Source organism: Kitasatospora sp. NPDC054768 (assembly GCF_053612025.1).
The window spans coordinates 24811-43945 of the sequence record NZ_JBSHBN010000067.1; the positions used below are offsets into that span (position 1 = coordinate 24811).

The 19135-nt window shown below is 72.6% G+C and carries 20 protein-coding genes and 1 pseudogene; 8 read left to right on the forward strand and 13 right to left on the reverse strand.

Annotation, left to right across the window (positions count from 1 at the left end):
• Positions 1-228 precede the first annotated feature (228 nt).
• Together ACWGKU_RS21055 and ACWGKU_RS21060 are read left to right on the forward strand one after the other, a co-directional pair.
• Positions 229-1368: a hypothetical protein gene (locus ACWGKU_RS21055; protein ID WP_401054278.1), complete on the forward strand. Its 1140-nt coding sequence runs from the start codon at positions 229-231 to the stop codon at positions 1366-1368.
• Positions 1369-1370: 2 nt separating this feature from the next.
• Positions 1371-1505, forward strand: a pseudogene (locus tag ACWGKU_RS21060) (GNAT family N-acetyltransferase); the annotation flags it as partial.
• A 132-nt stretch (positions 1506-1637) separates the two neighbouring features.
• Here ACWGKU_RS21060 and ACWGKU_RS21065 read toward each other — a convergent pair.
• From ACWGKU_RS21065 to ACWGKU_RS21085, 5 genes are all read right to left on the reverse strand, one after another.
• The gene (locus tag ACWGKU_RS21065) at positions 1638-2537 is read right to left on the reverse strand and encodes a Gfo/Idh/MocA family protein (RefSeq protein WP_359901043.1); all 900 of its coding nucleotides are present in this window, start codon (positions 2535-2537) and stop codon (positions 1638-1640) included.
• Between the two features lie 168 nt (positions 2538-2705).
• Complete coding sequence (locus tag ACWGKU_RS21070; RefSeq protein ID WP_401054280.1) at positions 2706-3377, reverse strand: O-methyltransferase; 672 nt, start codon at positions 3375-3377, stop codon at positions 2706-2708.
• 158 nt (positions 3378-3535) lie between these two features.
• Positions 3536-4201, reverse strand: a complete 666-nt coding sequence (locus tag ACWGKU_RS21075; RefSeq protein ID WP_401054443.1) for a DedA family protein — start codon at positions 4199-4201, stop codon at positions 3536-3538.
• A 207-nt stretch (positions 4202-4408) separates the two neighbouring features.
• Positions 4409-5215, reverse strand: coding sequence for a class I SAM-dependent methyltransferase (locus tag ACWGKU_RS21080; protein ID WP_452179926.1), 807 nt, complete (start codon positions 5213-5215; stop codon positions 4409-4411).
• Positions 5216-5621: 406 nt separating this feature from the next.
• On the reverse strand, positions 5622-6104 hold the full coding sequence (locus ACWGKU_RS21085) for an SRPBCC family protein (protein ID WP_452179927.1): 483 nt from the start codon (positions 6102-6104) through the stop codon (positions 5622-5624).
• A 65-nt stretch (positions 6105-6169) separates the two neighbouring features.
• On the opposite strand from ACWGKU_RS21085, the gene ACWGKU_RS21090 reads away from it, so the two are divergent.
• From ACWGKU_RS21090 to ACWGKU_RS21105, 4 genes are all read left to right on the forward strand, one after another.
• On the forward strand, positions 6170-6823 hold the full coding sequence (locus tag ACWGKU_RS21090) for a helix-turn-helix domain-containing protein (RefSeq protein ID WP_452179928.1): 654 nt from the start codon (positions 6170-6172) through the stop codon (positions 6821-6823).
• 179 nt (positions 6824-7002) lie between these two features.
• Positions 7003-7677 carry a hypothetical protein gene (locus ACWGKU_RS21095; RefSeq protein WP_452179929.1) on the forward strand — a complete coding sequence of 225 codons (675 nt, stop codon included), beginning with the start codon at positions 7003-7005 and terminating at the stop codon, positions 7675-7677.
• A 67-nt stretch (positions 7678-7744) separates the two neighbouring features.
• A complete protein-coding gene (locus ACWGKU_RS21100; protein WP_452179931.1) occupies positions 7745-8974 on the forward strand; it encodes a hypothetical protein in 1230 nt (409 codons plus the stop codon).
• Positions 8958-9728, forward strand: a complete 771-nt coding sequence (locus ACWGKU_RS21105; RefSeq protein ID WP_452179932.1) for a hypothetical protein — start codon at positions 8958-8960, stop codon at positions 9726-9728. The genes ACWGKU_RS21100 and ACWGKU_RS21105 overlap by 17 nt, the downstream gene beginning before the upstream one ends.
• Positions 9729-9755: 27 nt before the next feature.
• On the opposite strand, the gene ACWGKU_RS21110 is transcribed toward ACWGKU_RS21105, so the two are convergent.
• The 4 genes from ACWGKU_RS21110 to ACWGKU_RS21125 all read right to left on the reverse strand — a co-directional run bounded on the left by ACWGKU_RS21110 (position 9756) and on the right by ACWGKU_RS21125 (position 12548).
• A complete protein-coding gene (locus ACWGKU_RS21110; protein ID WP_452179933.1) occupies positions 9756-10304 on the reverse strand; it encodes a hypothetical protein in 549 nt (182 codons plus the stop codon).
• A 94-nt stretch (positions 10305-10398) separates the two neighbouring features.
• On the reverse strand, positions 10399-11193 hold the full coding sequence (locus tag ACWGKU_RS21115; RefSeq protein ID WP_359901057.1) for a spermidine synthase: 795 nt from the start codon (positions 11191-11193) through the stop codon (positions 10399-10401).
• Positions 11194-11309: 116 nt separating this feature from the next.
• On the reverse strand, positions 11310-12281 hold the full coding sequence (locus ACWGKU_RS21120) for an alpha/beta hydrolase (RefSeq protein WP_401046114.1): 972 nt from the start codon (positions 12279-12281) through the stop codon (positions 11310-11312).
• 18 nt (positions 12282-12299) lie between these two features.
• On the reverse strand, positions 12300-12548 hold the full coding sequence (locus ACWGKU_RS21125; protein ID WP_452179934.1) for a hypothetical protein: 249 nt from the start codon (positions 12546-12548) through the stop codon (positions 12300-12302).
• Positions 12549-12657: 109 nt separating this feature from the next.
• On the opposite strand from ACWGKU_RS21125, the gene ACWGKU_RS21130 reads away from it, so the two are divergent.
• Positions 12658-14061 (forward strand): selenium-binding protein SBP56-related protein, encoded by a 1404-nt coding sequence (locus ACWGKU_RS21130; RefSeq protein WP_401046120.1) that lies wholly within the window; start codon positions 12658-12660, stop codon positions 14059-14061.
• 64 nt (positions 14062-14125) lie between these two features.
• Here ACWGKU_RS21130 and ACWGKU_RS21135 read toward each other — a convergent pair whose 3' ends face one another.
• The 4 genes from ACWGKU_RS21135 to ACWGKU_RS21150 all read right to left on the reverse strand — a co-directional run bounded on the left by ACWGKU_RS21135 (position 14126) and on the right by ACWGKU_RS21150 (position 17825).
• On the reverse strand, positions 14126-15361 hold the full coding sequence (locus tag ACWGKU_RS21135) for a globin domain-containing protein (protein WP_452179935.1): 1236 nt from the start codon (positions 15359-15361) through the stop codon (positions 14126-14128).
• Between the two features lie 356 nt (positions 15362-15717).
• Positions 15718-16248, reverse strand: coding sequence for a DUF6114 domain-containing protein (locus ACWGKU_RS21140; protein ID WP_359900976.1), 531 nt, complete (start codon positions 16246-16248; stop codon positions 15718-15720).
• Positions 16249-16250: 2 nt separating this feature from the next.
• Positions 16251-16907: a DUF6230 family protein gene (locus ACWGKU_RS21145; protein WP_359900974.1), complete on the reverse strand. Its 657-nt coding sequence runs from the start codon at positions 16905-16907 to the stop codon at positions 16251-16253.
• A 189-nt stretch (positions 16908-17096) separates the two neighbouring features.
• Positions 17097-17825 (reverse strand): TetR/AcrR family transcriptional regulator, encoded by a 729-nt coding sequence (locus ACWGKU_RS21150; protein ID WP_401046126.1) that lies wholly within the window; start codon positions 17823-17825, stop codon positions 17097-17099.
• Positions 17826-18409: 584 nt separating this feature from the next.
• On the opposite strand from ACWGKU_RS21150, the gene ACWGKU_RS21155 reads away from it, so the two are divergent.
• Positions 18410-19078, forward strand: a complete 669-nt coding sequence (locus ACWGKU_RS21155) for a Tat pathway signal sequence domain protein (protein ID WP_359900971.1) — start codon at positions 18410-18412, stop codon at positions 19076-19078.
• Positions 19079-19135 lie beyond the last annotated feature (57 nt).

Consider the following 19135-nt stretch of genomic DNA (forward strand, 5'->3'; position numbering starts at 1 on the left):
CAGTCCGGTCTCCGATTCGCTCGTGGGCGTGATCCTCCGTACACATAGACGCGGTGGGAACATCAGTACGTATGCCTCGCCTTGGTGTGATCATGGTCATACTCGGTGCGGTGAACCGGGGCGCCCGGGCCACGGACGGCGGGCGGACGGCAGGGGGACGGACGGCCGACGGCCGACCCGCGCGGGCACCGGTCCGCGACAGCCCCGGCGTACCGCCAGAATGACGCCATGAGGATGATCCAGACCGCCCTCGGCGCGATGCTGCTCCTGCTGATCGTCGGCAGCATCCTGCGCACGCTGGTCGTTCCGCGCGGGCTCTACTCGTCACTGGTGATGCGGCTCTGGCGGATGCTGCGCGGGCTGCTGCGGCTGGTCGCCGGACCGGGCCGCGGCTACCACGCGCAGGACCGGGCGCTCACCTGGCTGGCGCCGCTGGTGCTGCTGGGCATGCTCGGGGTGTGGCTCAGCTGCATGCTCACCGCCTACACCCTGCTGCTGCACGGCACCTCGGAGCTCAGCTGGTCGGTGGCCGTGCGCGAGGCCGGGTCCAGTCTGTTCACCCTCGGCTTCGCCAGCGGCGACCGGCTGCACCTCTCCGCGATCGACTTCCTGGCCGCCGCCAGCGGCCCGCTGGTGATCGCCCTCCAGATCTCCTACCTGCCGACCCTCTACGCCGCCTACCAGCGCCGCGAGACCGAGGTGACGCTGCTGCAGTCCCGGGCCGGCGAGCCCGCCTGGGGCCCCGAGCTGCTGGCCCGCCAGTCCCTGGTGGACACCGAGACCGCGCTCCCCCAGCTCTACCGGGACTGGGAGCGGCTGGCCGCCGACATCGGCGAGAGCCACTCCAACTACCCGGTGCTGCTCTCCTTCCGCTCCCCGCAGCCCAACCGCAGCTGGGTGGTCGGACTGATCGCCGTGATGGACGCCGCCGCCCTGCACCTGGCGCTCTGCCCGCGTTCGGCCCCGCCCGAGGCCCGGCTGGTGCTCCGGGCCGGCTTCACCGCGCTGCGCGACATCGCCCGCTCGCTGCGGATCGACTTCGACACGGACCCGGACCCGGACATTCCGATCCGGCTGACCTACGCCGAGTACCTGGGCGCCGTCGCGATGATCACCGCGGCCGGTTTCCCGCGTGAGCGCCCGGTCGAGGAGGCCTGGGCGCACTTCCACGGCTGGCGGGTCAATTACGAGGCCCTGGCGTACGAACTGGCCCGCCGCAGCGACGCCGTCCCGGCGCTGTGGACCGGCCCGCGCGACTTCCGCGCCCCGGTCATCCCGCCGGCCCGCCCCGCCGACCGCCGGCCGTCCTCGGCCCCGCCGCCGGCCGGGCCGTCGCTGCCGCCGGTGCCGCCGGTGCCGCCGGTCTGAGCGGTCCACTGCGCGCCGGCGCCCACGGCATCGGCCTGACCATCGACGTCCCGGACGAAGCGCTGATGGCCCTCTCCCTGGACGCCGACCACCCGCTGCCCGCAGGCACCGTCCGCTACGCCGCGCCGTTCGGCATCCGACGGACGACGCCGGGGGGGGCACCCCCGTGCCCCGCCCGGCGCCTTTCCGAACCATCGGTCCCTACCCGACGTCCGTCCGAACCGCCGGTCCCCGCCCGGTCCTCGCCCGGGCCCGGCCGCGTCGACCGCTCAGACCTCCACCGGGCCGCCGCTCGCCAGCGAACGCTCGGCGCCGACCAGGATCTCCACCACCCGCAGCCCGAAGTCCGCCCCGCAGGGGTGCGGCTCGCCGGAGGCGGCCGAGGCCCGCAGCGCGTCCAGCGCCCGGTGCAGGGCCGCGACCGGGCCCTCGCCGCGCGGGGGCAGCTGCACCACGCCGTGCTCACCCCGCAGCTCCATGCCCGTCCCGCCCGCCGCGAGCGGCGCGGTCAGGCTGAGCGCGAGCGTGCTGGAGGCTCCGCCGGCGTGCCGCACCACCAGGTGCACGGTGTCCAGCGGGCCGGCCGCCGCCGTCACCTGGGTCGCGTCGCCCAGCACCGGCAGCAGCACGGACAGCGCGTGCGGGCCGACGTCCCACAGCGCACCCTTCTCCACCCGCCACGGCGAGGCCGCGTACGGGCTGGTGCTGCCGGGCGCGAACACCGAGCCGAGCCAGTCCGAGCGGCCGGTGAACCAGCCGCCCAGCTCCGCCTGCCGCTCGATCCACGGGATCTGCTCGCCGCCGAAGCGCACGGTGAAGAAGACCACCGAGGCGACCTTGTGCTCGCGCACCGCCTCGGCCACGGCCCGGGCGTCCGGCACGGTCAGCGCGACCGGCTTGTCCAGCAGCAGGTGGCAGCCGGCCTCGGCGGCCCGTACCGCGAGACCCGCCTGCACGGTCGGGGGCAGCGCGATGGAGACCGCGTCCACCTCGGCCAGCAGCCGGTCGAGGTCCGCGTACCCGGGCACGCCGTGCGCGGCGCCCAGCGCCTCGGCCGCCTCCGGTCGGCGGCCCCAGACGCCGGTGAACTCCAGCCCGGGGTGCTCGGCCAGGACGGGCGCGTGCACCCGCTCCGCCCAGGGGCCGGTCCCCAGCAGTCCGATCCGCACGATGTCTCCGTTCTCCGGTCAGCGCGGGTGAGCGCGCGTGGTGAAGGTGGGCGTAAGTGGTGAAGGTGGGCGCGCATGAGCGCCGGTGGTACGGGTGGGCCCGCGTACGCCCTGGCGGCGCGGGTCTCGGCCCTGGACTTTCAGCCCCGGACTTTCAGCCCTGGACTTTCAGCCCCGGACGCGGGCCAGGGTGAAGCCGTCGTAGCCCTTGCTGCCGACCGTCTGCACCGAGGTCGCGGTGACGCTCGGCTCGGCCGCGATCAGGTCGTGCAGCGCCCGGGTGCCGACCACCGCCGGGTCGGTGCCGGCCGGGTCGGCGACCGCACCGCCGCGCACCACGTTGTCGACGATGATCAGCGAGCCCGGCCGGGTCAGTTGGAGCGCCCGGCGGAAGTACTCCGGGTTGCTCGGCTTGTCGGCGTCGATGAAGACCAGGTCGAAGGGGTCCGCGCCCTGCTCCACCAGTTCGGCCAGCGAGTCCGCGGCCCGGCCCACCCGCACCTCGGCGACCCCCGCCAGCCCGGCGGCCGCCAGGTTGCCCCGGGCGACCTCGGCATGCCGGGGGTCCAGCTCCAGGGTGATCAGGGTGCCGTCCGCGGGCAGCGCCCGGGCCAGCCAGATGGCGCTGTAGCCGCCGAGCGTGCCGACCTCCAGGATCCGCTTCGCGCCCAGGGTCAGCGCCAGCAGGTGCAGCAGCTTGCCCTGGTTGGGGGCCACCGCGATGTTCGGCAGCCCGGCCGCGCGGGCGGCGGCCGTGGCCTGCTCCAGCACCGGGTCGTGTCCGACCAGCCGCTCGGAGAAGTAGGCGTCCACGGCGTCCCAGGTCGGCTGCGAAGACATCGGGCCCTCCGGAGTGCAAGATCGGCAGTACCCGACCGATGCTACTCCGAGGGCCCGAGGGCACCACGACGGTGGTGGTGGACGACCGGTCCGGGACCGGTCGGACGATCGACCGGGACCCTGCCGGGGGCCGGCCGGGGGGCCGGCCGGCGGGGTGGTCAGTCGGCGACCGGCTCCTTCGCCGCGGCGGCGGCCTCGGCCGCCTCCTCCGCCTCGATCCTGGCGTGCGTCTTGGCGGCGCGGCGCTTCATGATCCAGGCCGACAGCAGGCCGATCACCAGCGCCGCCCCCAGGCCCGCCCACGAGAACCGGGCCAGCCAGGGCTCGATGCTCTTGCCGACCTTGTAGACCAGCAGCGTCGTACCGCCGGCCCAGACCACGCCGCCCAGCACGTTGGCGATCAGGAACTTCCAGTACGGCATCTTCAGCGCGCCCGCGAGCGGACCGGCGAAGATGCGCAGCAGGGCGATGAAGCGGCCGAAGAAGACCGCCCACATGCCCCACTTCTGGAACGAGCGCTCGGCGGTGGCCAGGTGGGAGGGCCCGAAGTGCTTGGGGAACTTGCGTCCCAGCTTCTCGAAGAGCGGCTTGCCCCCCTTGCGCCCGATCGAGTAGCCGATCGAGTCGCCGATGATCGCGCCGGCGATCGCGCAGATGGCGACGCCCCACGGGCTCACCACACCCTTGACCGCCATGAGGGACGCCGTGACCAGGGCGATCTCGCCGGGCAGCGGAATGCCCAGCGACTCCAGCCCGATGATCAGACCGACAACGGCGTACACCGCCGTCGGCGGAATCCCCTCGATCCAGGCGTCGATGTGCAAGGCCAGTCCCTCCGTGGCAGGACGGGACGGGCCGCCCTCCCCCTGGAGCAGCGTGCCCGTCCCGGCAATTCGTCCGATGGCGGCACCCAGGCCGCTCCCCCAGAGCGAGCCTAACGTGCCGGGCGGCCTGTCCCCCCGGCCGATCACCCGTGGTTACGACGTGCGCCCCGACACCATGGTTCCAGGTTGACCAGCGTTTCTTCAAGATTAGGCAAAACGCAGGGCGACCACGGACGGGCGCTGCTTGATCCGGCGCACGAGCGGCAGCAGGGTGCTCAGCGGCGGGCGTCCGCCCTCCGGGTACACCTCCCGCACGTCGACGACCCCCGGGTGCGCGGTGGCCAGCAGACCGCACTCGTCCGCGTCCATCCCGAACGGCATCGGCGGCGCCTGGTAGTACCGGTCCCGCAGCTTGCCCTCGACGGCCCGCCGGCTGAACCAGCGCGGCACCGCGTCCAGCACCATGGCCCCGCCGGGGAAACGCTCGGCGCAGGCCGCGATCAGGCCGCGGACCTCCTGCGGCCGCAGGTACATCAGCACCCCCTCTGCGCTGATCAGCACCCCGTTCGCCGGGTCCACCCCGTCCATCCAGCCCGGGTCGGTGGCCGAGTGGGCGACGATCCGGTGCCGCTCGTCCGGCGGCAGCAGCTGCCGACGCAGCGCGGCGGTCTCCGCCAGGTCCACCGACAGCCAGTTCGCCCGGCCGTTGTCGACCCGCCAGGCCTGGGTCTCCAGGCCGTCCCCGAGCCCGACCACGGTGCCGCGCGGGCAGCGGGTCAGGAAGTCGGACACCTCGCGGTCGAAGCAGGCCGCCCGCAGCGCCTGGAGCTGGCTCACCAAGGCGTTCTCCCCGAACCGCGTCGCGAACGGGTAGTCGATCCGGCCCACCAGCTCGACCGCCTTCGGGTCCGGCAGCACGGTGTCCGGCCGCCGCGCCTCCACCGCCCGGTGCCACAGCGTCCACAGCGCCGTCTCCGACACCTGTCCCAGCTCCGGCCGCACCCCGCCACTCATCGCTCGCTCCTTCGGACCTGGTCCTGTCGCGTCTCCGCCGTGGTCCCGCCACGTTCCGGCCGGTGTTCCGGCCGCGTTCCCGTCATGGGCATGAACCCGCCGATTCTGACACCCCGTCCGTCCCTCCCGTCCCGTCGACGCGCCGACCGGTGCGGCGCCGCACGATCCGGCTCGCCACCCGACGACCGCAGGCCGTCCTCGTCATTCCCCTCGAGTGAGGACCCGCCGATCCGTCAGGTGTCCGGGTCCACGCGCACGGGTCACGAGCTCTTCCACAGCCACCTGACCGTCGAGCCGCTGCTGCGACCGTGGGCTCCGACCCGCCGGGGCCGGCTCACGGCGACCCCGGCTCCGCGGAACTCACCTGTCCGGGCGGCGGGTTCGGCGGACCGGCCCGGGCCGGCGATCAGCGAACGATCGCGCGCAGCAACCGTACGTACGGGCTCCACCGCGCCGGGCGGGCCACCGTGCCCGTGCAGGCCCTCTCCGCGCGATCCAGACTGTCCTCCAGAAGCGCGTCGTGGAGCGGCCGCCAGGCGAGCGGCCAGCCGAGTCGTGCCGGGCCGCGGGCGGTCAGGACGAGCGTGTGGCGCAGCAGGGTGTGCCGCTCGTCGACGGCCGTGGCGGTGAACTCGTGGAAGCCGTGGAAGCCGCGTGGCCCGGTGAAGCCGAAGCGCACCCACGTCGCGGGGACGTACGCGTCGACGGTGTAGCGGACCGGGCCGTGCCCACCGACCGCGCCCACGGCGAGTGGACGGTCGAACCGCATCGAGGGCCACGTGTCCTGCGGCCACAGCAGGTCGCCGGTGCCGGCCAGGGTGTCGATCAGCGCCCCCACCACGGTCTCCTTCGCGGGCAGCAGGCGTTCGTGCACGTTGTGGACAGCCATCGGCTCACCTTCCGGGCAGTTATAGAGACTGCTCTCTAATTATTGTGGAGAGTACCCTCCAACTCATGGCGAGACCACCCCGCTTCGACTCCAACCAGCTTCTCGACGCCGCCGTCCGGCTGGCCGCCGAGTCCGGCCCGGCCGCGGTGACCATGGCCGCGGTCGCGGGAGAGGTCGGAGCCCCGAGCGGCTCGGTGTACTACCGCTTCCCGGGACGGAGCGCCCTGCTCGCCGAACTCTGGCTGCGGACCGTCGACCGGTTCCAGCAGGGCTACCTCGCGGCCTTCGGCACGGCACTCGGCCAGGACCTCACCCCCCTGCCGCTCGCCACGACCACCGACGCGCGGCAGACCGCGCGGGCGGCGGCCCGTCAGGTGGTCGCATGGGCCCGGGCCCACCCGCAGGAGGCGGCCCTGCTCCTCTACGGCCCCGACGACTTCGGACGCGCGGACTGGTCGGAGGAACACCGGCTGCGCGCGGATCTCGGCAACCGGACTGTGCACGGCGCGCTCGCCGCCCTCGCCGTACTGCTGGGGGCCGGGTCGCCGACCGAGGACCCCCGGTCCGTCGAACGCGTGGTGCTCGCCCTCATCGAGCTGCCGCTCTCGCTGGTCCGACGCCACCTGCGGGCCGGCGCGCAACTCCCCGAACACGCCGAGGAACTCGCCGAGGAGTGCGCCGACGACCTCCTCGCCCGGCTCGGCCCCCACCGTCCATGACGCGCCGCCCGGGCGGCAGTCCCCGCGCCTCCGAACCCGGGCCGCGGTCGCCGACGCGGTGGACGGCATCGGCCCGCGACCGTTCGCAGTCCCGGGCCCGGTGAGACGAACACCGCATAGACTCCCGGGGATCGAACGGACCGCCCGGCGACGGCACCGCCGGGCGAGGAGGGGGCGTCATGGGGCCCGTACCGGGTGCGCGGGAAGAGCTGGACCGGCTGGGCCTGGCCCTGCGGTCACAACTGGTCGAGCTGATCGACGACTTGGCCCCCGGCAGCGATCTCGGCCTGCCGCTGCTCGACACGCCACAGGTCGTCGACTGGCATGAACCGCTCCGCTACCAGTACTCGGCCAGCGGCAGCACGGGGAAGCGCCCCGCGCATGCCGGCGCCGCCGACACCGCCGCTCGCGCGGCCGCGCTGCTCCACTCCGCGGGCTGGGCGGTCGCGACCTCGCAGGAGGACGCCAAGGGAACGCCCCGCATCGTGGTCACCGGCCGCCGCGACGGCTGCAGCATCGAGATCCGTACGGTCGACCACACCTCCACCGTGTGGTTCAGCGGGCAGACACCGGCGATGGCCCTGTACGAACCGGAGGAGTTCCAGCGGCCCGAGCCGGTGCGCACGGCCGAGACCGTCACGGCCGGATTCGTGCTCTGCTACGAGTGCGAAGGCCTGGGCTGGTGCTACGACTGCGGGGGACGCGGCTGGCTGCCCGACGAGACCCGCGGGCGGGTCAACTGCCCCGCGTGCCACCGGCGCCGCGTCTGCGTCATCTGCCGCGGCGAGGCAGAGCTCGCCGTCTCCCAGCTGTCGACGTACCAGCGCGGCCACTACCCCGAATTGAATGAATGAGTGCGGGCCATGGCCATGTCCACGGTTTGAGAATCCACCAGGATCCGCGAATGACAGGTACCGTTTGATGCACACAACAGAGCCGACGGAAGCCCGAATCGAGGATGCGGGCAACATCCTGGTCGCACCTTCGATGTCGCAGGACAACGACGTGATCAGGGACTTCTTCGGGTCCACGATCACGCCGGAGGAGCTTGCTTCCGGCTCGCCCGACCTCGCCCGGAGGACGGTCTACCTGTGTGGCGACGTATCCGGGATCAGTGGCCGTCAACTGGCCGCGGCTGCGCGGGTATTCGTCATCCGGGAGCGGTCGCACGGCTACCGCGAGGACGTCGACGAACCCTGGAGCCTCGTCGACCTCGGCCGGGTCCCCGTCCGCGTACACGGCGTCGGCGTGTACTACCGCCGCTTTTTCGGACTCGGCGACGATCATTTCGGGCGGATCCGTACGGAGCACGCGTTCCAGTCCCTGACGGAGTCCACCAAGCCCGGCGCGGCCCATCGCAGCGGGATCTATCTGACGCCCGTCACGCGCAACGGTGACGAACTGCATTTCCGACTGCTCCGGTGCTCCACGAATCTCTCGGGGCCGACCGAGAGCTTCCGCCCGACCGACACGCGCATCGTCGAAGCGCTGAACCGCGAGGCCGCCGCCGTCTTCCGGAACCAGGCACCGCTGAATCACGTCCTCGCGCAGATCTACCACAACACCCTTGCCACGGCCGAGCGCAAGCAGTCCAAGGCGAAGATCTCGGCCCATGCCGACAAGACCAAGGACATGCCCGCCAACGGCATCATGGCCTTCTGCACCTTCTACGACCGGCTCGACAAGCTGCAGCCCCTGGCCGAGGACGCCTACGACTTCGGGGTGAAGGGCGCCAGCGGGCTGACCAGACTCCACTTCCGCCTCAAGGAGCGGACCGCGGAACTCGACGGGGTCGCACTCCCCCCGCAGTTCACCGTCACCCTCCACCCCGGCTCCGTGTTCTTCATGCCGCTGTCCACCAACCGCCTCTACACCCACGAGATCCGGCCCTCGTCGCTGGACGCCGAACTGCTCCCGACCCGCCTGGGCTACGTGGTGCGCTGTTCCAACACCGAAGCCGTCCACAAGGACGGCCGCACGTTCCTCGAACGGGACGGAGAACCGGTGGAACTGGAGCCACCCACACCGGCCGGCATGGACGAGCTGCGCAGGCTGTACGCCGAGGAGAACAGGACTTCGTCCTTCATGGACTACGGCGACGAATTCCTCTTCAGCATGAACACGGGAGACTACCTTGCCCCCCGCATCTAGGATCTCGGACGAGATCCTCTCGTGCACACTGCCCACCGAGGGGAACCTCTTCGCGGAACTGTCCGCGTCGGCCCGCCTGGAAGACGTGGGAAAGGGCCGCCGAGGCGCCGTGCTCGCCAGGATCGACGAGGCGGGTGATGCGCCCCTCGTACGGACCACCACTCGCTACAGCAGCCCGACGCAGCGTTTCCGGGCGGTGCACGAACGGCTGGCACGACAGGTTCAAGAACGGGCGGCGCTTTCGGTCGGCTTCAACAACGCTCTCATCGAGAGCTACACGAACGCCTACGCAACCATGGGCGGCCACTCCGACCAGGCCCTCGATCTGGCCGACGAGTCGTTCATCGCCGTCTTCTCCTGCTACCAGCATCCCGACGCGAGCCCGCCGAGGAAGCTGATCTTCGAATCAAAGGGGCCCGATGGTGGGAAGTTCGAGATCCCCCTCGCCCACCACAGTATCGTCGCGTTCTCCGTCGACTCGAACCGGCGACTCAGACACAAGATCGTCCTGGACCCGCCCGCCCGCACGGCGGACAACCAATGGCTGGGCGTAACCTTTCGAACGTCAAAAACACTCGTCCGGTTTCGCGACGGACAGGCGCGCCTCCCCCAGGGTGAGCGCCTCGTGTCGGCCGACGACGAGCAGAGGCACGAGTTCTACCGACTGCGGCGCCGTGAGAACACGGAAACGGACTTCGTCTACCCCCCGCTCACGTACACCATCAGCGAGAGCGACCTGACGCCGCCCGTCTGACCTCGAAGGCTCGGGCCGCTCGTGCGGTCAGCCGAGCGCGTTGGACCAGTCCGTCAGTCGGGCGAAGTCCTGGACCGTCAGGCCGGCCTTCGGGTCGACGTGGTGGAGCAGTGCCGGGCCCGGGTGGTGGGCTTCCACCCAGGCCCGGTCGGCGTCCGTGATCAGGTCGTCGACCCAGGCGAACGGGCGGCCCTTCGCCCAGGCGACGATCTGCGGGGTCTTCCAGAACACCCCGCCGCCCGGCTCGGGCCGCGGCTCGGACCAGGGGATGTACGGCAGGGCGGGCAACCCCAGCAAGGGGCCGATGAAGGCGTTGGCCTCCTCCTGCCACGTCGTCGCCCACGCCAGGTCGAAGGGCAGCGCCGCGAGGGCCGGGCCGTGGGCCGGGTTGAGCCAGACCCGCAGGGGCTTCGGCACCTTGTGGGGAAGGCCCCAGGCCGTGAGCCGACGGCGCTCGGCCGCCTCCCAGCGCGGCGTCGTCAACCGGTGGGTCTCGTAGCCCTCGGGCCGCCGGTAGGGCTTCGCCGCGCACGGGTTCAGCGGTCCGTCGACGTCCACCAGCAGCAACGGCCGCATCGCCTCGCCTCCTCCGGGATCGTCCCCGCACGCTACCCGGGCGGAAGCAGGAGGCCCACCGGTTTTCCGACCGCCGTGCGTGCGGGGCCTGGGCTCAGCCGATGCTGAACGCGCCGTCCGGTGGGGGTGGGGAGTCGGTGGCCTCGGCGTCGGTGACCGGGGCGGTCCGGCCGACCAGGTCCGCCAGGTCGTCCCCGTCGGTGAGCCGGGCCGGGAAGATGTCGCCGGCGAGCAGCCGGGTCAGCTCGGCCACCGGCAGGGGCGCCGTCGAGCCGGCCAGCAGGATGTTGCCGTACCGGCGGCCGCGCAGCACCGGCGCCTCCGCCACCAGGCAGACGTACGGGAACACCGCCCGCACCGTCGCCGCCTGCGCCTTGGCGAAGGCCAGCGGCGGGCCGTCCGCCAGGTTCGCCGCGTAGCAGCCGCCGGGGCGCAGCGCGGCGGCGGCCAGCCGCAGGAACTCCACGGAGGTGAGGTGGGCGGGGGTGCGCGAGCCGTGGAAGACGTCGGCGATCACCAGGTCCTGCGAGCCGGCCGGGGTCTCGGCGAGGGCCTCCCGGGCGTCGCCGACGGTCGCGGTGATGTCCGCGCCGGGGCCCTGCCAGGGCAGCTGTTCGGCGACCAGTTCCAGCAGCGGTCCGTCCACCTCCGCCACCCGTTGCCGGGAGCCGGGTCGGGTGGCGGCCAGGTAGCGGGGCAGGGTGAGGGCGCCGCCGCCGAGGTGCAGCGCGTCGAGCGGCTGTCCGGCGGGGGCGAGGGCGTCGGCGAGGTGGCCGAGGCGCCGGGTGTACTCGAACTCCAGGTGGGTCGGGTCGGCGAGGTCGACGTAGGACTGGGGGGTGCCGTCCAGGGTGAGCAGCCAGCCGCCGTCCCGGTCGAGGTCGGGCATGAGCTTGGCGAAGCCCAGGTCGGTCCGCCGCCCGACGGGCACCGGCTCGTCGTGCTCGTCGTGCTCGTCGGCCTCGGCCTGCTCGATGTGCTCGGCACCCTCGTGCTGCGGGAAGGTCACGCGTGCTCCCCGACGGGTTCGACGTCGAGGTAGGCGGCGAGCCAGCGGTCCAGTTCGGCGAACACCTCGGCGCGGGCCTCCGCACCGGACAGCACCAGGTCGTGCATGCCGCCCTTGATCCGCACGACGGTGACGTGCCGGCCCAGCCGCGGCCCCTGCGCGGCGATGTCGTCGGCGCGCAGCACGGCGTCGGCGTGGTGCAGCGCGTTGTGCCACGTGGTGGTGGAGATGGACCGGGTCGAGGCCATCAGCAGCACCGGCACGTCGATGCCCAGTCCCCGGTGCAGCCGCCGGTGGCCCTGGTGGATCGCCGACAGCCAGCCCGCGTACAGCGGGAAGCTCTCGGGGCGCTTGAGGGTGAGGTCGAAGTCCCACTCGCCCTGGTGGTCCTTGTGCAGGCTGTGGGTGTAGTGCGGGTTGAGCGCGGACGGCAGGACGCGGGTCGGCGCCAGCCGCCCGACCGCCGTCACGGCGGGCCCGCCGAGTGTGCGGACCGCGGGCCCGACCGGCATCGACAGGAACGGACTGTTGAGGAACAGCCCGTCCACCACCCCGCGCCCGGCCCGCCGGCCGGCCCACAGGGCCCCGATCAGCCCGCCGGTGGAGTGCCCGTTCAGCAGCAGCTGCCGGTGCCCGTCCACCTCGCGGATGATCCGGACGGCCTCGTCGATCTCCTCGTCGTACTCGGTGAGGTCGCGGACGAAGTTCGGCGACTGGTGGGGGCGCAGCGAGCGGCCGTACTTGCGCAGGTCGAGGGCGTAGAAGGAGAAGCCGAGCGCGGTGTAGTGGTCCGCGAGGTTGGTCTGGAAGAAGTAGTCGTTGTACCCGTGGATGTACAGCACGGCCCGGTCCGCCCCGGGCACCGGCCGGCGGACGAGCGTCGCGCACACCGCCCCCTCGTCGTCCGGCCGCAGCGTCAGCTCGGCGGCCTCGTAGGGGGCACCCAGGATGTCTTCACGGAACTCCATGAGGGTGACTGTACTGGCTCAGCCGTTGTCGACCCCGACATCTCCGACCTGGCGCGATGTGATGATCGCAATGCTTTCGGAGAGCGCTGCGTGGGCGTCGTCGGTGGCACGATCGGCCTGCCGACGGGCCTCCTCGGCTTCCTCGTGCCGGCCGAGGTCCTTGAACACGGCTTGGAGAGCGATCCAGGTGCTGCCCTCCGTCACGTGCGCGGTGTCCGCCTGGACGACCGGGCCGTGGAAGCTGCCCCCGCGAATGCTGTTGTGCACCCGGTCAGGGTAGCCGCCCGCGCCTCCCGGCCGCTTCTCGTGCGCCTCCTGTGCGCCGGTGGTTCTGTGGAACGCTTCCCGGACAGACCAGGCGAGTTGGGGAGTTTGCATGCAGCACGGGCATACCGATCCGTCACTCTACCGTTCGGCCGCCGAGGCGATCGCCGCTCCGCCGGAGAAGCTGGCGTACGTGGCCGGGTTCGACCGGTCGGGGCAGCAGCCGGACGCACTGCTGAGCGTCGACACCGATCCGGACTCGGCGAGCTACGGGAAGGTTCTGAACTTCGCCGAACTTCCCACGCTCGGCGACGAGTTGCACCACTTCGGCTGGAACGCCTGCTCCAGCGCCCTCGCCCACGCCTGCCATGAGAACCCCGAGCGGCGCTACCTGCTGCTGCCCGGGCTGCGCTCCTCCCGGCTGCACGTCCTGGACACCCGGCCCGACCCGGTCCGCCCGCGCCTGGTGAAGACGATCGAGGCCGAGGAGCTGGCCGCCAAGGCCGGCTACTCGCGCCCGCACACCCTGCACTGCGGCCCCGACGGCGTCTTCCTCTCCTGCCTCGGCGGCGCCGAGGGCGAGGACGGGCCGGGCGGGGTGGCGCTGCTCGACCACACCACCTTCGAGGTGCTTCGCCCCTGGGAGACCGAGCGCGGTCCGCAGCACTTCGCGTACGACGTCTGGTGGCACCTGGGCACCAACGTGGGCATCACCAGCGAGTGGGGCACCCCGTCGATGGTCGAGGACGGCGTGGTGCCGGACCTCCTGCTCGGGCGCAAGTACGGCCACGCGCTGCACTTCTGGGAGCTGGACTCCGGGCGCCACCTCCAGCGGGTGGACCTCGGCGACCAGTACCAGATGGTGCTGGAGCTGCGCCCGGCGCACGATCCGCAGGCGGAGTGGGGCTTCGTCGGCGTGGTCACCAACGTCGAGGACCTCTCCTCCTCGGTGTGGCTCTGGTACCGGGACGGGCCGGCGTTCACCGCGCGCAAGGTGATCGAGATCCCCGCCGAGCCGGCCAAGGCCGAGGACCTGCCGCCCGCGCTGCAGCCGTTCGGCGCGGTGCCGCCGCTGGTCACGGACATCAACCTGTCGGTGGACGACCGCTGGCTGTACGTCTCGGCGTGGGGCACCGGGGAGCTGTTCCAGTACGACGTCTCGGACCCGTTCCACCCCCGCCTGGCCGGCTCGGTGCGGCTCGGCGGGATCGCCGCCCGCACCCCGCACCCGGCGGAGCCCGGCCGTCCGCTGAGCGGGGCGCCGCAGATGGTGGAGATCAGCCGGGACGGTCGGCGGCTGTACCTCACCAACTCGCTCTACGGCGCCTGGGACGACCAGTTCTACCCGGAGGGCATCGAGCCCTGGATGGTCAAGCTGGACGCCGACCCGGAGGCCGGCGGGCTGAGCATCGACGAGCGCTTCTTCCCGCACGGCGCCGACTTCCGGGGCCTGCGCGTCCACCAGACCCACCTGGCGGGCGGCGACGCCTCCTCCGACTCCTACTGCTACCGCTGACCCGCCGACGGAGCGGACGGCCGCCTGGTCGGCGGCCGCCGGTCCGCCGGCCGTCCGGCCGGCGTCACCGGTACAGCGCCTGGTCGAACCGCACCTGCGTGGACGGCAGCCCGGCCGCCGCCAGCCGGGTGCGGACGGAGCCGACCATGCCGATCGGCCCGGTGACGCAGGCCAGGTGCTCGCGCCAGTCGCCGGCCGAGGCGACCGTGTCGGCGAGCTCGCCGACGGTGACCGGGGTGACGGTCAACCACGGCTTGTGCAGGCCGAGTTCGGCCAGCGAATGCCAGTCGTAGAGGTCCGCGCGCTCCCGGGCGCCGACGAACAGGTGGACCCGGCGGCCGGTCGGCCGGCGGGTGGTCTGCTGCTCGATGATCGCCTTCATCGGGGCGAGGCCGGTGCCTCCCGCGACCAGCAGCAGGTCGCGGGCGTCGTCGTCGGGCAGCAGGCTACCGCGCGGCGGGCCGAGGCGCAGCCGGTCGCCGACGGCGATGTGCTCGACCAGGGCGGCGCTGACCCCGCCGGGGCCGGTGCGGCGGACGTGGAACTCCAGCTCGTTGTCGGCGCGCGGGGCGCAGCCCATCGAGTACTGCCGCCAGGTGTGCGGCAGCGCCGGGTGCTCGACGGTGCCGTACTGCCCGGCCCGGTACGGGTACGGCTCGCCGGTGCGCACCCGCAGCACGGCGAGGTCGGGGCGGCGGCGTTCGTGGCCGGTCACCACGGCGTGCCAGTACGGGGGTTCGGTGAGCGCGGAGTCGGCGCCGGCCACCATCGCGCCGACCGCGAAGCGCAGCATCCGCACCCAGGCGCCCTCCAGGTCCTCGGTCCAGCGCTCGCCGGCCCGGTGCCGGACGGCCGCGCACAGGGCCTCCTCGAAGGCCTCGTAGTGCACCGGCCGGACGCCCAGCTTCCGGTGGTCGCGGCCGAGTTGGCGGAGTGTCTGCTCCAGTTCGGCCGGGCGGTCGAGGTGGTCGATCAGGTGGTGGAAGATCCGTTCCAGGTGGAACTGCTGGAACTCCATCGAGACGGGGAAGAGCGGTCGCAGATACGGGCGATGGCTGAACATCACCGCGTAGAGGTGGTCGATCAGGTCCGCGAGCGGGGAGATCAGGTCGAGGTCGCGCCGGATCAGGTGCTGGTCGGCGGCGCCGTCGTAGCCGCCGTCCTCGCCGTACGCGCCGTACCCGAAGTCGCCGCCGCCCGAGGAGGAGGGGGTGAGGAGTTGGCGTCGCAGGCGCATCGCGTGATGGCGGGCGATCAGGCGGTCGTACTCGGCGGTGGCGGTGGCGGTGCCAGTGCTCATGCTGCTGTTGTCCATGTCCCGCCCAGTCAACTGCCGGGCCGCCGAGCGCGAGAAGGGCCGATCGCCCCGGAGGAACCCGGGACCATCGACCCCTTGCGTTGGTACGTGTGGACCGGGATGGTTTTCGGCCACCACGGACCGGACAGCCCCGGATGGGCGGGCACGGCCCCGGAAGGACAGCCCCGGATGGGCGGGCACGGCCCCGGAAGGACAGCCCCGGATGGGCGGGCACGGCCCCGGAAGGACAGCCGCCGAAGGACACGCGCGGCAGGACGGCCGCGAAGGAACGGGTGCGACGGGCGGGTGCCCCACGCCCCGGTGCTCTCCCACCACCAGGACCCGGGGCACCGCCGTCGTCAGACCCCTGCCCGGTGCGTCTCCCGGCGCTCCAGCCGCCGCTGCCGGCCCTGGCGCAGCGGCTGTTCGGGCAGCCACCCGAAGGTGAGACAGGCGCCGACCACTCCGAGCAGCATCCCGATCACGAAGCCGCCCAGGTTGGAGGTGAGCCAGCTGGCCAGCGAGGCCAGCACGGCGAGGATGGAGTAGAACAGCCGCTGCGCCGGATTGAACAGGATCAGCAGGCCGCACAGCATCATCACCGCCGGCACCAGGTACCCGGCCAGCCCCTGCATCCCGATGTGCAGGATGACGGGCAGCGGGGCCTTCAGGGTGAACAGGATCTCGGCGCCGCCGAGCGTCACCAGCAGCCCGCCCCAGAACGGTCGCTTGCCCCGCCAGTCGCGCTTGGTCGGGCGCGCGGTCGGCTCGGCGGCGGTGGCCGCCGCGGCCTGGGCGGGCGCGGCCGCCGTCCCCTCGGCGGCCACCCCCTCGGCCCGTGCCGCGGTGCCCTCGCCGGTGCCGGCCGGCTCCGGTACGGACTCCGTCATGGTCAGCAGCCCGTGGAGCTGAAGCTCAGCCGCAGGTTGGGCAGCTTGAACCCGACGGCGGTGCTCGCGTAGTTGTGCTGGTTCAGGTGGGTCAGGGTGACGTGGTCGGCCTGCTGGCCGAAGACACCGGCGCCGCCCTTGCCGACCGGGCCGGCCTTGGTGTAGGTGCTGGCGTCGCCGCCGATCTCGATGTTCTTGAACTCCGCGTCGCCGGAGAGCAGGTCGGAGTCGGTGGTGAGGTCGGAGGCGGTGACGGGGGTGCCGCCGTCGCCCGCGTGGATCACCAGGTTGATGCCGCCGAGGTCGACGCTCTGGCACAGGTTGGTGATCTCGGCCTTCTTGATCGCCGACACTGCGACCAGCACCTGACCGCCGGTGGAGCCGGCGTTGGGGCTGTCGGGGATCATCGAGTCCAGCGCGCCGAACTGGGCGAAGCCCTCGCCGTCCAGCTTGTCCGCGGTGATGGTGAACGGCATTCCGGAGATGGAGAACTGGGCGGCGAGCACGCCCTGGGCGGTGAGCGCCATCAGGACGCCCCCGGCGGCGACGGCCGGGACGGCCATCAGGGCGGTGCGCTTCAGCCGGACCCGTCCTCTTCTCGGCCCGCTCGGCGTCTGCGGGGTCTCGGCCGCCGTGGCGGCGTCCTCGGACATGGCCATGTGTGTGCTCCCTGTGGGTGGATGGGTCTGCAGGCACTTGGCACGTTGTCCTGGCGCGGACAGCGTTCCCCGGGCGCGACCGGGCCGTCCGCCCCTCGGCAGCGGGGCGGGTCCGGTCAGCACGCGGTAAGTAACTGGGAAGCTACTGCCCGGTATTGGCCGGGTCAATACGGGTGCACGAAGGGATCTTCACCAATCGGCGACCCGCTTCGGCCAGTCCCGCACCCCCATCCTCTCGGCCGCTTCCGCCGGACCGAGGAACGGCGACAGGCAGAACATGCTCAACACCGGTAGCAGTTCCATCAGTTGTTCGGTCCGGCCGGAGTCGATCCACCGGTAGATCGCGCTGTAGACGCCACCCACCACCGAGTCCACCATCTCCTTCGAGTCGACCCCGCCCGGCAGTTGGGGCACCTCATCGAAGAACGCCCGGAACCTGGTCAGCAGTTGGGCCCGCTCCCGTCGGCCCGCCGAGCCGACCGCCTCGACCTCGATCACCGCCATCGTGGCGAACGCCGGTGTTCCGGCGAGAAGTTGGAGCATCGCGCCGAGCGCCTTCCGGATGCCCCGGCACCAGTCGGGTTCGGCCGTGAAGGCCGCCGCCATCCGCCGGATCACCACACCGGTGCCATGCCGGTGCGCGGCCAGGAAGGCGTCCTCCTTGCCACTGAACAGCTCGTAGAAGACCGGCCTGGTCACGCCCGCCGCGCGGCAGATGTCGCTGATCGTCGCGTGCTGGTAGCCGCGCTCGGCGACGGTCCGCACCAGGCCGTCCAGCAGCCGCTCGCGCTGGGTCGCGGCGACCACGCCGGCGGGCAGCCGGCGCGGCCCGGGCTTGATCGAGCGGGCCGGATCGCGGCCGGTCCGGGCGCCCGGCAGCAGGACCACGTCGGCTCCACGGAGGTTCTTCCGATCCATCACCAACTCCTGTGTCCTGTATTGACATTGATGGAACACCGGGTTTACAACACTGACAGGTTTCCAACCGGTGGGCCAGCAGGCCCCCACCGGCCGGACCTCCGGGGGCTCCGGGGAGCCCGGGCGACGCCCGGGCCACGGGACCACGGCGGAGACGGGGCGCGACGGCGGCAGCCGTCGACGTGCCCCACGGCACCGCACGTCCCCGACCGAACGGCGCGGTGCCGTTGGTGTTCCACGCCGCCGTCCGTACGCACGACCGTGCCACCGCAACGCCGCACCACCACCGCAGGACCGTGCCACCGCAATGCCGTACCACCGCACCGCCGTACGCCCACCCTTGCGTACGTCCGCACCGCCGTACCGAGCGGGCGGGCCCGTGGCGCCGGGCCCGCCCGCACGCCGGCCGGTGCCGAGCCCGCGGGACGTCGCCCCGGCACCGGGCCACCGGCGCCGAACCACCGGTACGAAGCCCTCCGGTACGAAGCACTCCGGTACGCCATGCACCTCCCCCGTCGTGCACACCACCACACCCGCACGCGGGGATTCCCCCACCCGTCCGTCGGACGGAGAGAGGCACCCTCATGCGCATCAGCCGCACCCTCGCCACCGCCGCCCTCGCCGCACTCGCCCTCACCGGCGCGGCCGTCGCCCCCGCCCAGGCTGCCGGCGCGGTCCTGACCACCGGCAGCCCGACCGGCCCGGCCGTCGCCGTCGGCGACGTACTGACCGCCAACCTGGTCTCCGGCACCTCCGCGACCTTCTACAACAGCGCCACCGGGACGACCGGCGTCAAGTGTGCCGCCTCCTCCTTCTCGGCGACGGTGACCTCCAACCCGGCCGCGCCGGGCAGCGCCACCGAGCAGCTCAACACCCAGACCTTCGGATCCTGCACCTCCAACGTCATCGGCGTCACCGGCGTCAAGAGCGTCACGGTCACCAGCCTGCCGTTCACCAACACCGTCAGCGACGGCCCCGGCAACCCGGTCAAGCTCACCCCCGGCGCGGCCGGCGTGATGGGCACCACGGTGGTGCTCAACACCATCCTGGGCAGCATCAACTGCAACTACCAGAACACCACCGGGATCAACGGCACCACCTCCAACACCGGCAACACCATCGGCTTCACCGGCCAGCCGTTCGCCCTGGCCTCCGGGCCGAGCCTGTGCTTCGCGACCGGCTACTTCAGCGCCACCTACGGCCCGGTCCTCGACACCTCGGTCGCCGGCAGCCCGGCCCTCTTCGTCAACTGACGCCCGGGCCCTCCCGGCCCGCCCCGACGGCGGCGGCGCACGGCACCCTCACCGGGC

Excerpts from the sequence above, each read along its gene's own strand:
- ACWGKU_RS21055 (WP_401054278.1), top strand. The coding sequence starts at position 229 with ATGAGGATGATCCAGACCGCCCTCGGCGCGATGCTGCTCCTGCTGATC.
- ACWGKU_RS21070 (WP_401054280.1), bottom strand. The coding sequence starts at position 3,377 with ATGTCTTCGCAGCCGACCTGGGACGCCGTGGACGCCTACTTCTCCGAG.
- ACWGKU_RS21080 (WP_452179926.1), bottom strand. The coding sequence starts at position 5,215 with ATGAGTGGCGGGGTGCGGCCGGAGCTGGGACAGGTGTCGGAGACGGCG.
- ACWGKU_RS21085 (WP_452179927.1), bottom strand. The coding sequence starts at position 6,104 with ATGGCTGTCCACAACGTGCACGAACGCCTGCTGCCCGCGAAGGAGACC.
- ACWGKU_RS21090 (WP_452179928.1), top strand. The coding sequence starts at position 6,170 with ATGGCGAGACCACCCCGCTTCGACTCCAACCAGCTTCTCGACGCCGCC.
- ACWGKU_RS21095 (WP_452179929.1), top strand. The coding sequence starts at position 7,003 with ATGGGGCCCGTACCGGGTGCGCGGGAAGAGCTGGACCGGCTGGGCCTG.
- ACWGKU_RS21100 (WP_452179931.1), top strand. The coding sequence starts at position 7,745 with ATGCACACAACAGAGCCGACGGAAGCCCGAATCGAGGATGCGGGCAAC.
- ACWGKU_RS21110 (WP_452179933.1), bottom strand. The coding sequence starts at position 10,304 with ATGCGGCCGTTGCTGCTGGTGGACGTCGACGGACCGCTGAACCCGTGC.
- ACWGKU_RS21115 (WP_359901057.1), bottom strand. The coding sequence starts at position 11,193 with ATGCCCGACCTCGACCGGGACGGCGGCTGGCTGCTCACCCTGGACGGC.
- ACWGKU_RS21120 (WP_401046114.1), bottom strand. The coding sequence starts at position 12,281 with ATGGAGTTCCGTGAAGACATCCTGGGTGCCCCCTACGAGGCCGCCGAG.
- ACWGKU_RS21130 (WP_401046120.1), top strand. The coding sequence starts at position 12,658 with ATGCAGCACGGGCATACCGATCCGTCACTCTACCGTTCGGCCGCCGAG.
- ACWGKU_RS21135 (WP_452179935.1), bottom strand. The coding sequence starts at position 15,361 with ATGAGCACTGGCACCGCCACCGCCACCGCCGAGTACGACCGCCTGATC.
- ACWGKU_RS21140 (WP_359900976.1), bottom strand. The coding sequence starts at position 16,248 with ATGACGGAGTCCGTACCGGAGCCGGCCGGCACCGGCGAGGGCACCGCG.
- ACWGKU_RS21145 (WP_359900974.1), bottom strand. The coding sequence starts at position 16,907 with ATGGCCATGTCCGAGGACGCCGCCACGGCGGCCGAGACCCCGCAGACG.
- ACWGKU_RS21150 (WP_401046126.1), bottom strand. The coding sequence starts at position 17,825 with ATGGATCGGAAGAACCTCCGTGGAGCCGACGTGGTCCTGCTGCCGGGC.
- ACWGKU_RS21155 (WP_359900971.1), top strand. The coding sequence starts at position 18,410 with ATGCGCATCAGCCGCACCCTCGCCACCGCCGCCCTCGCCGCACTCGCC.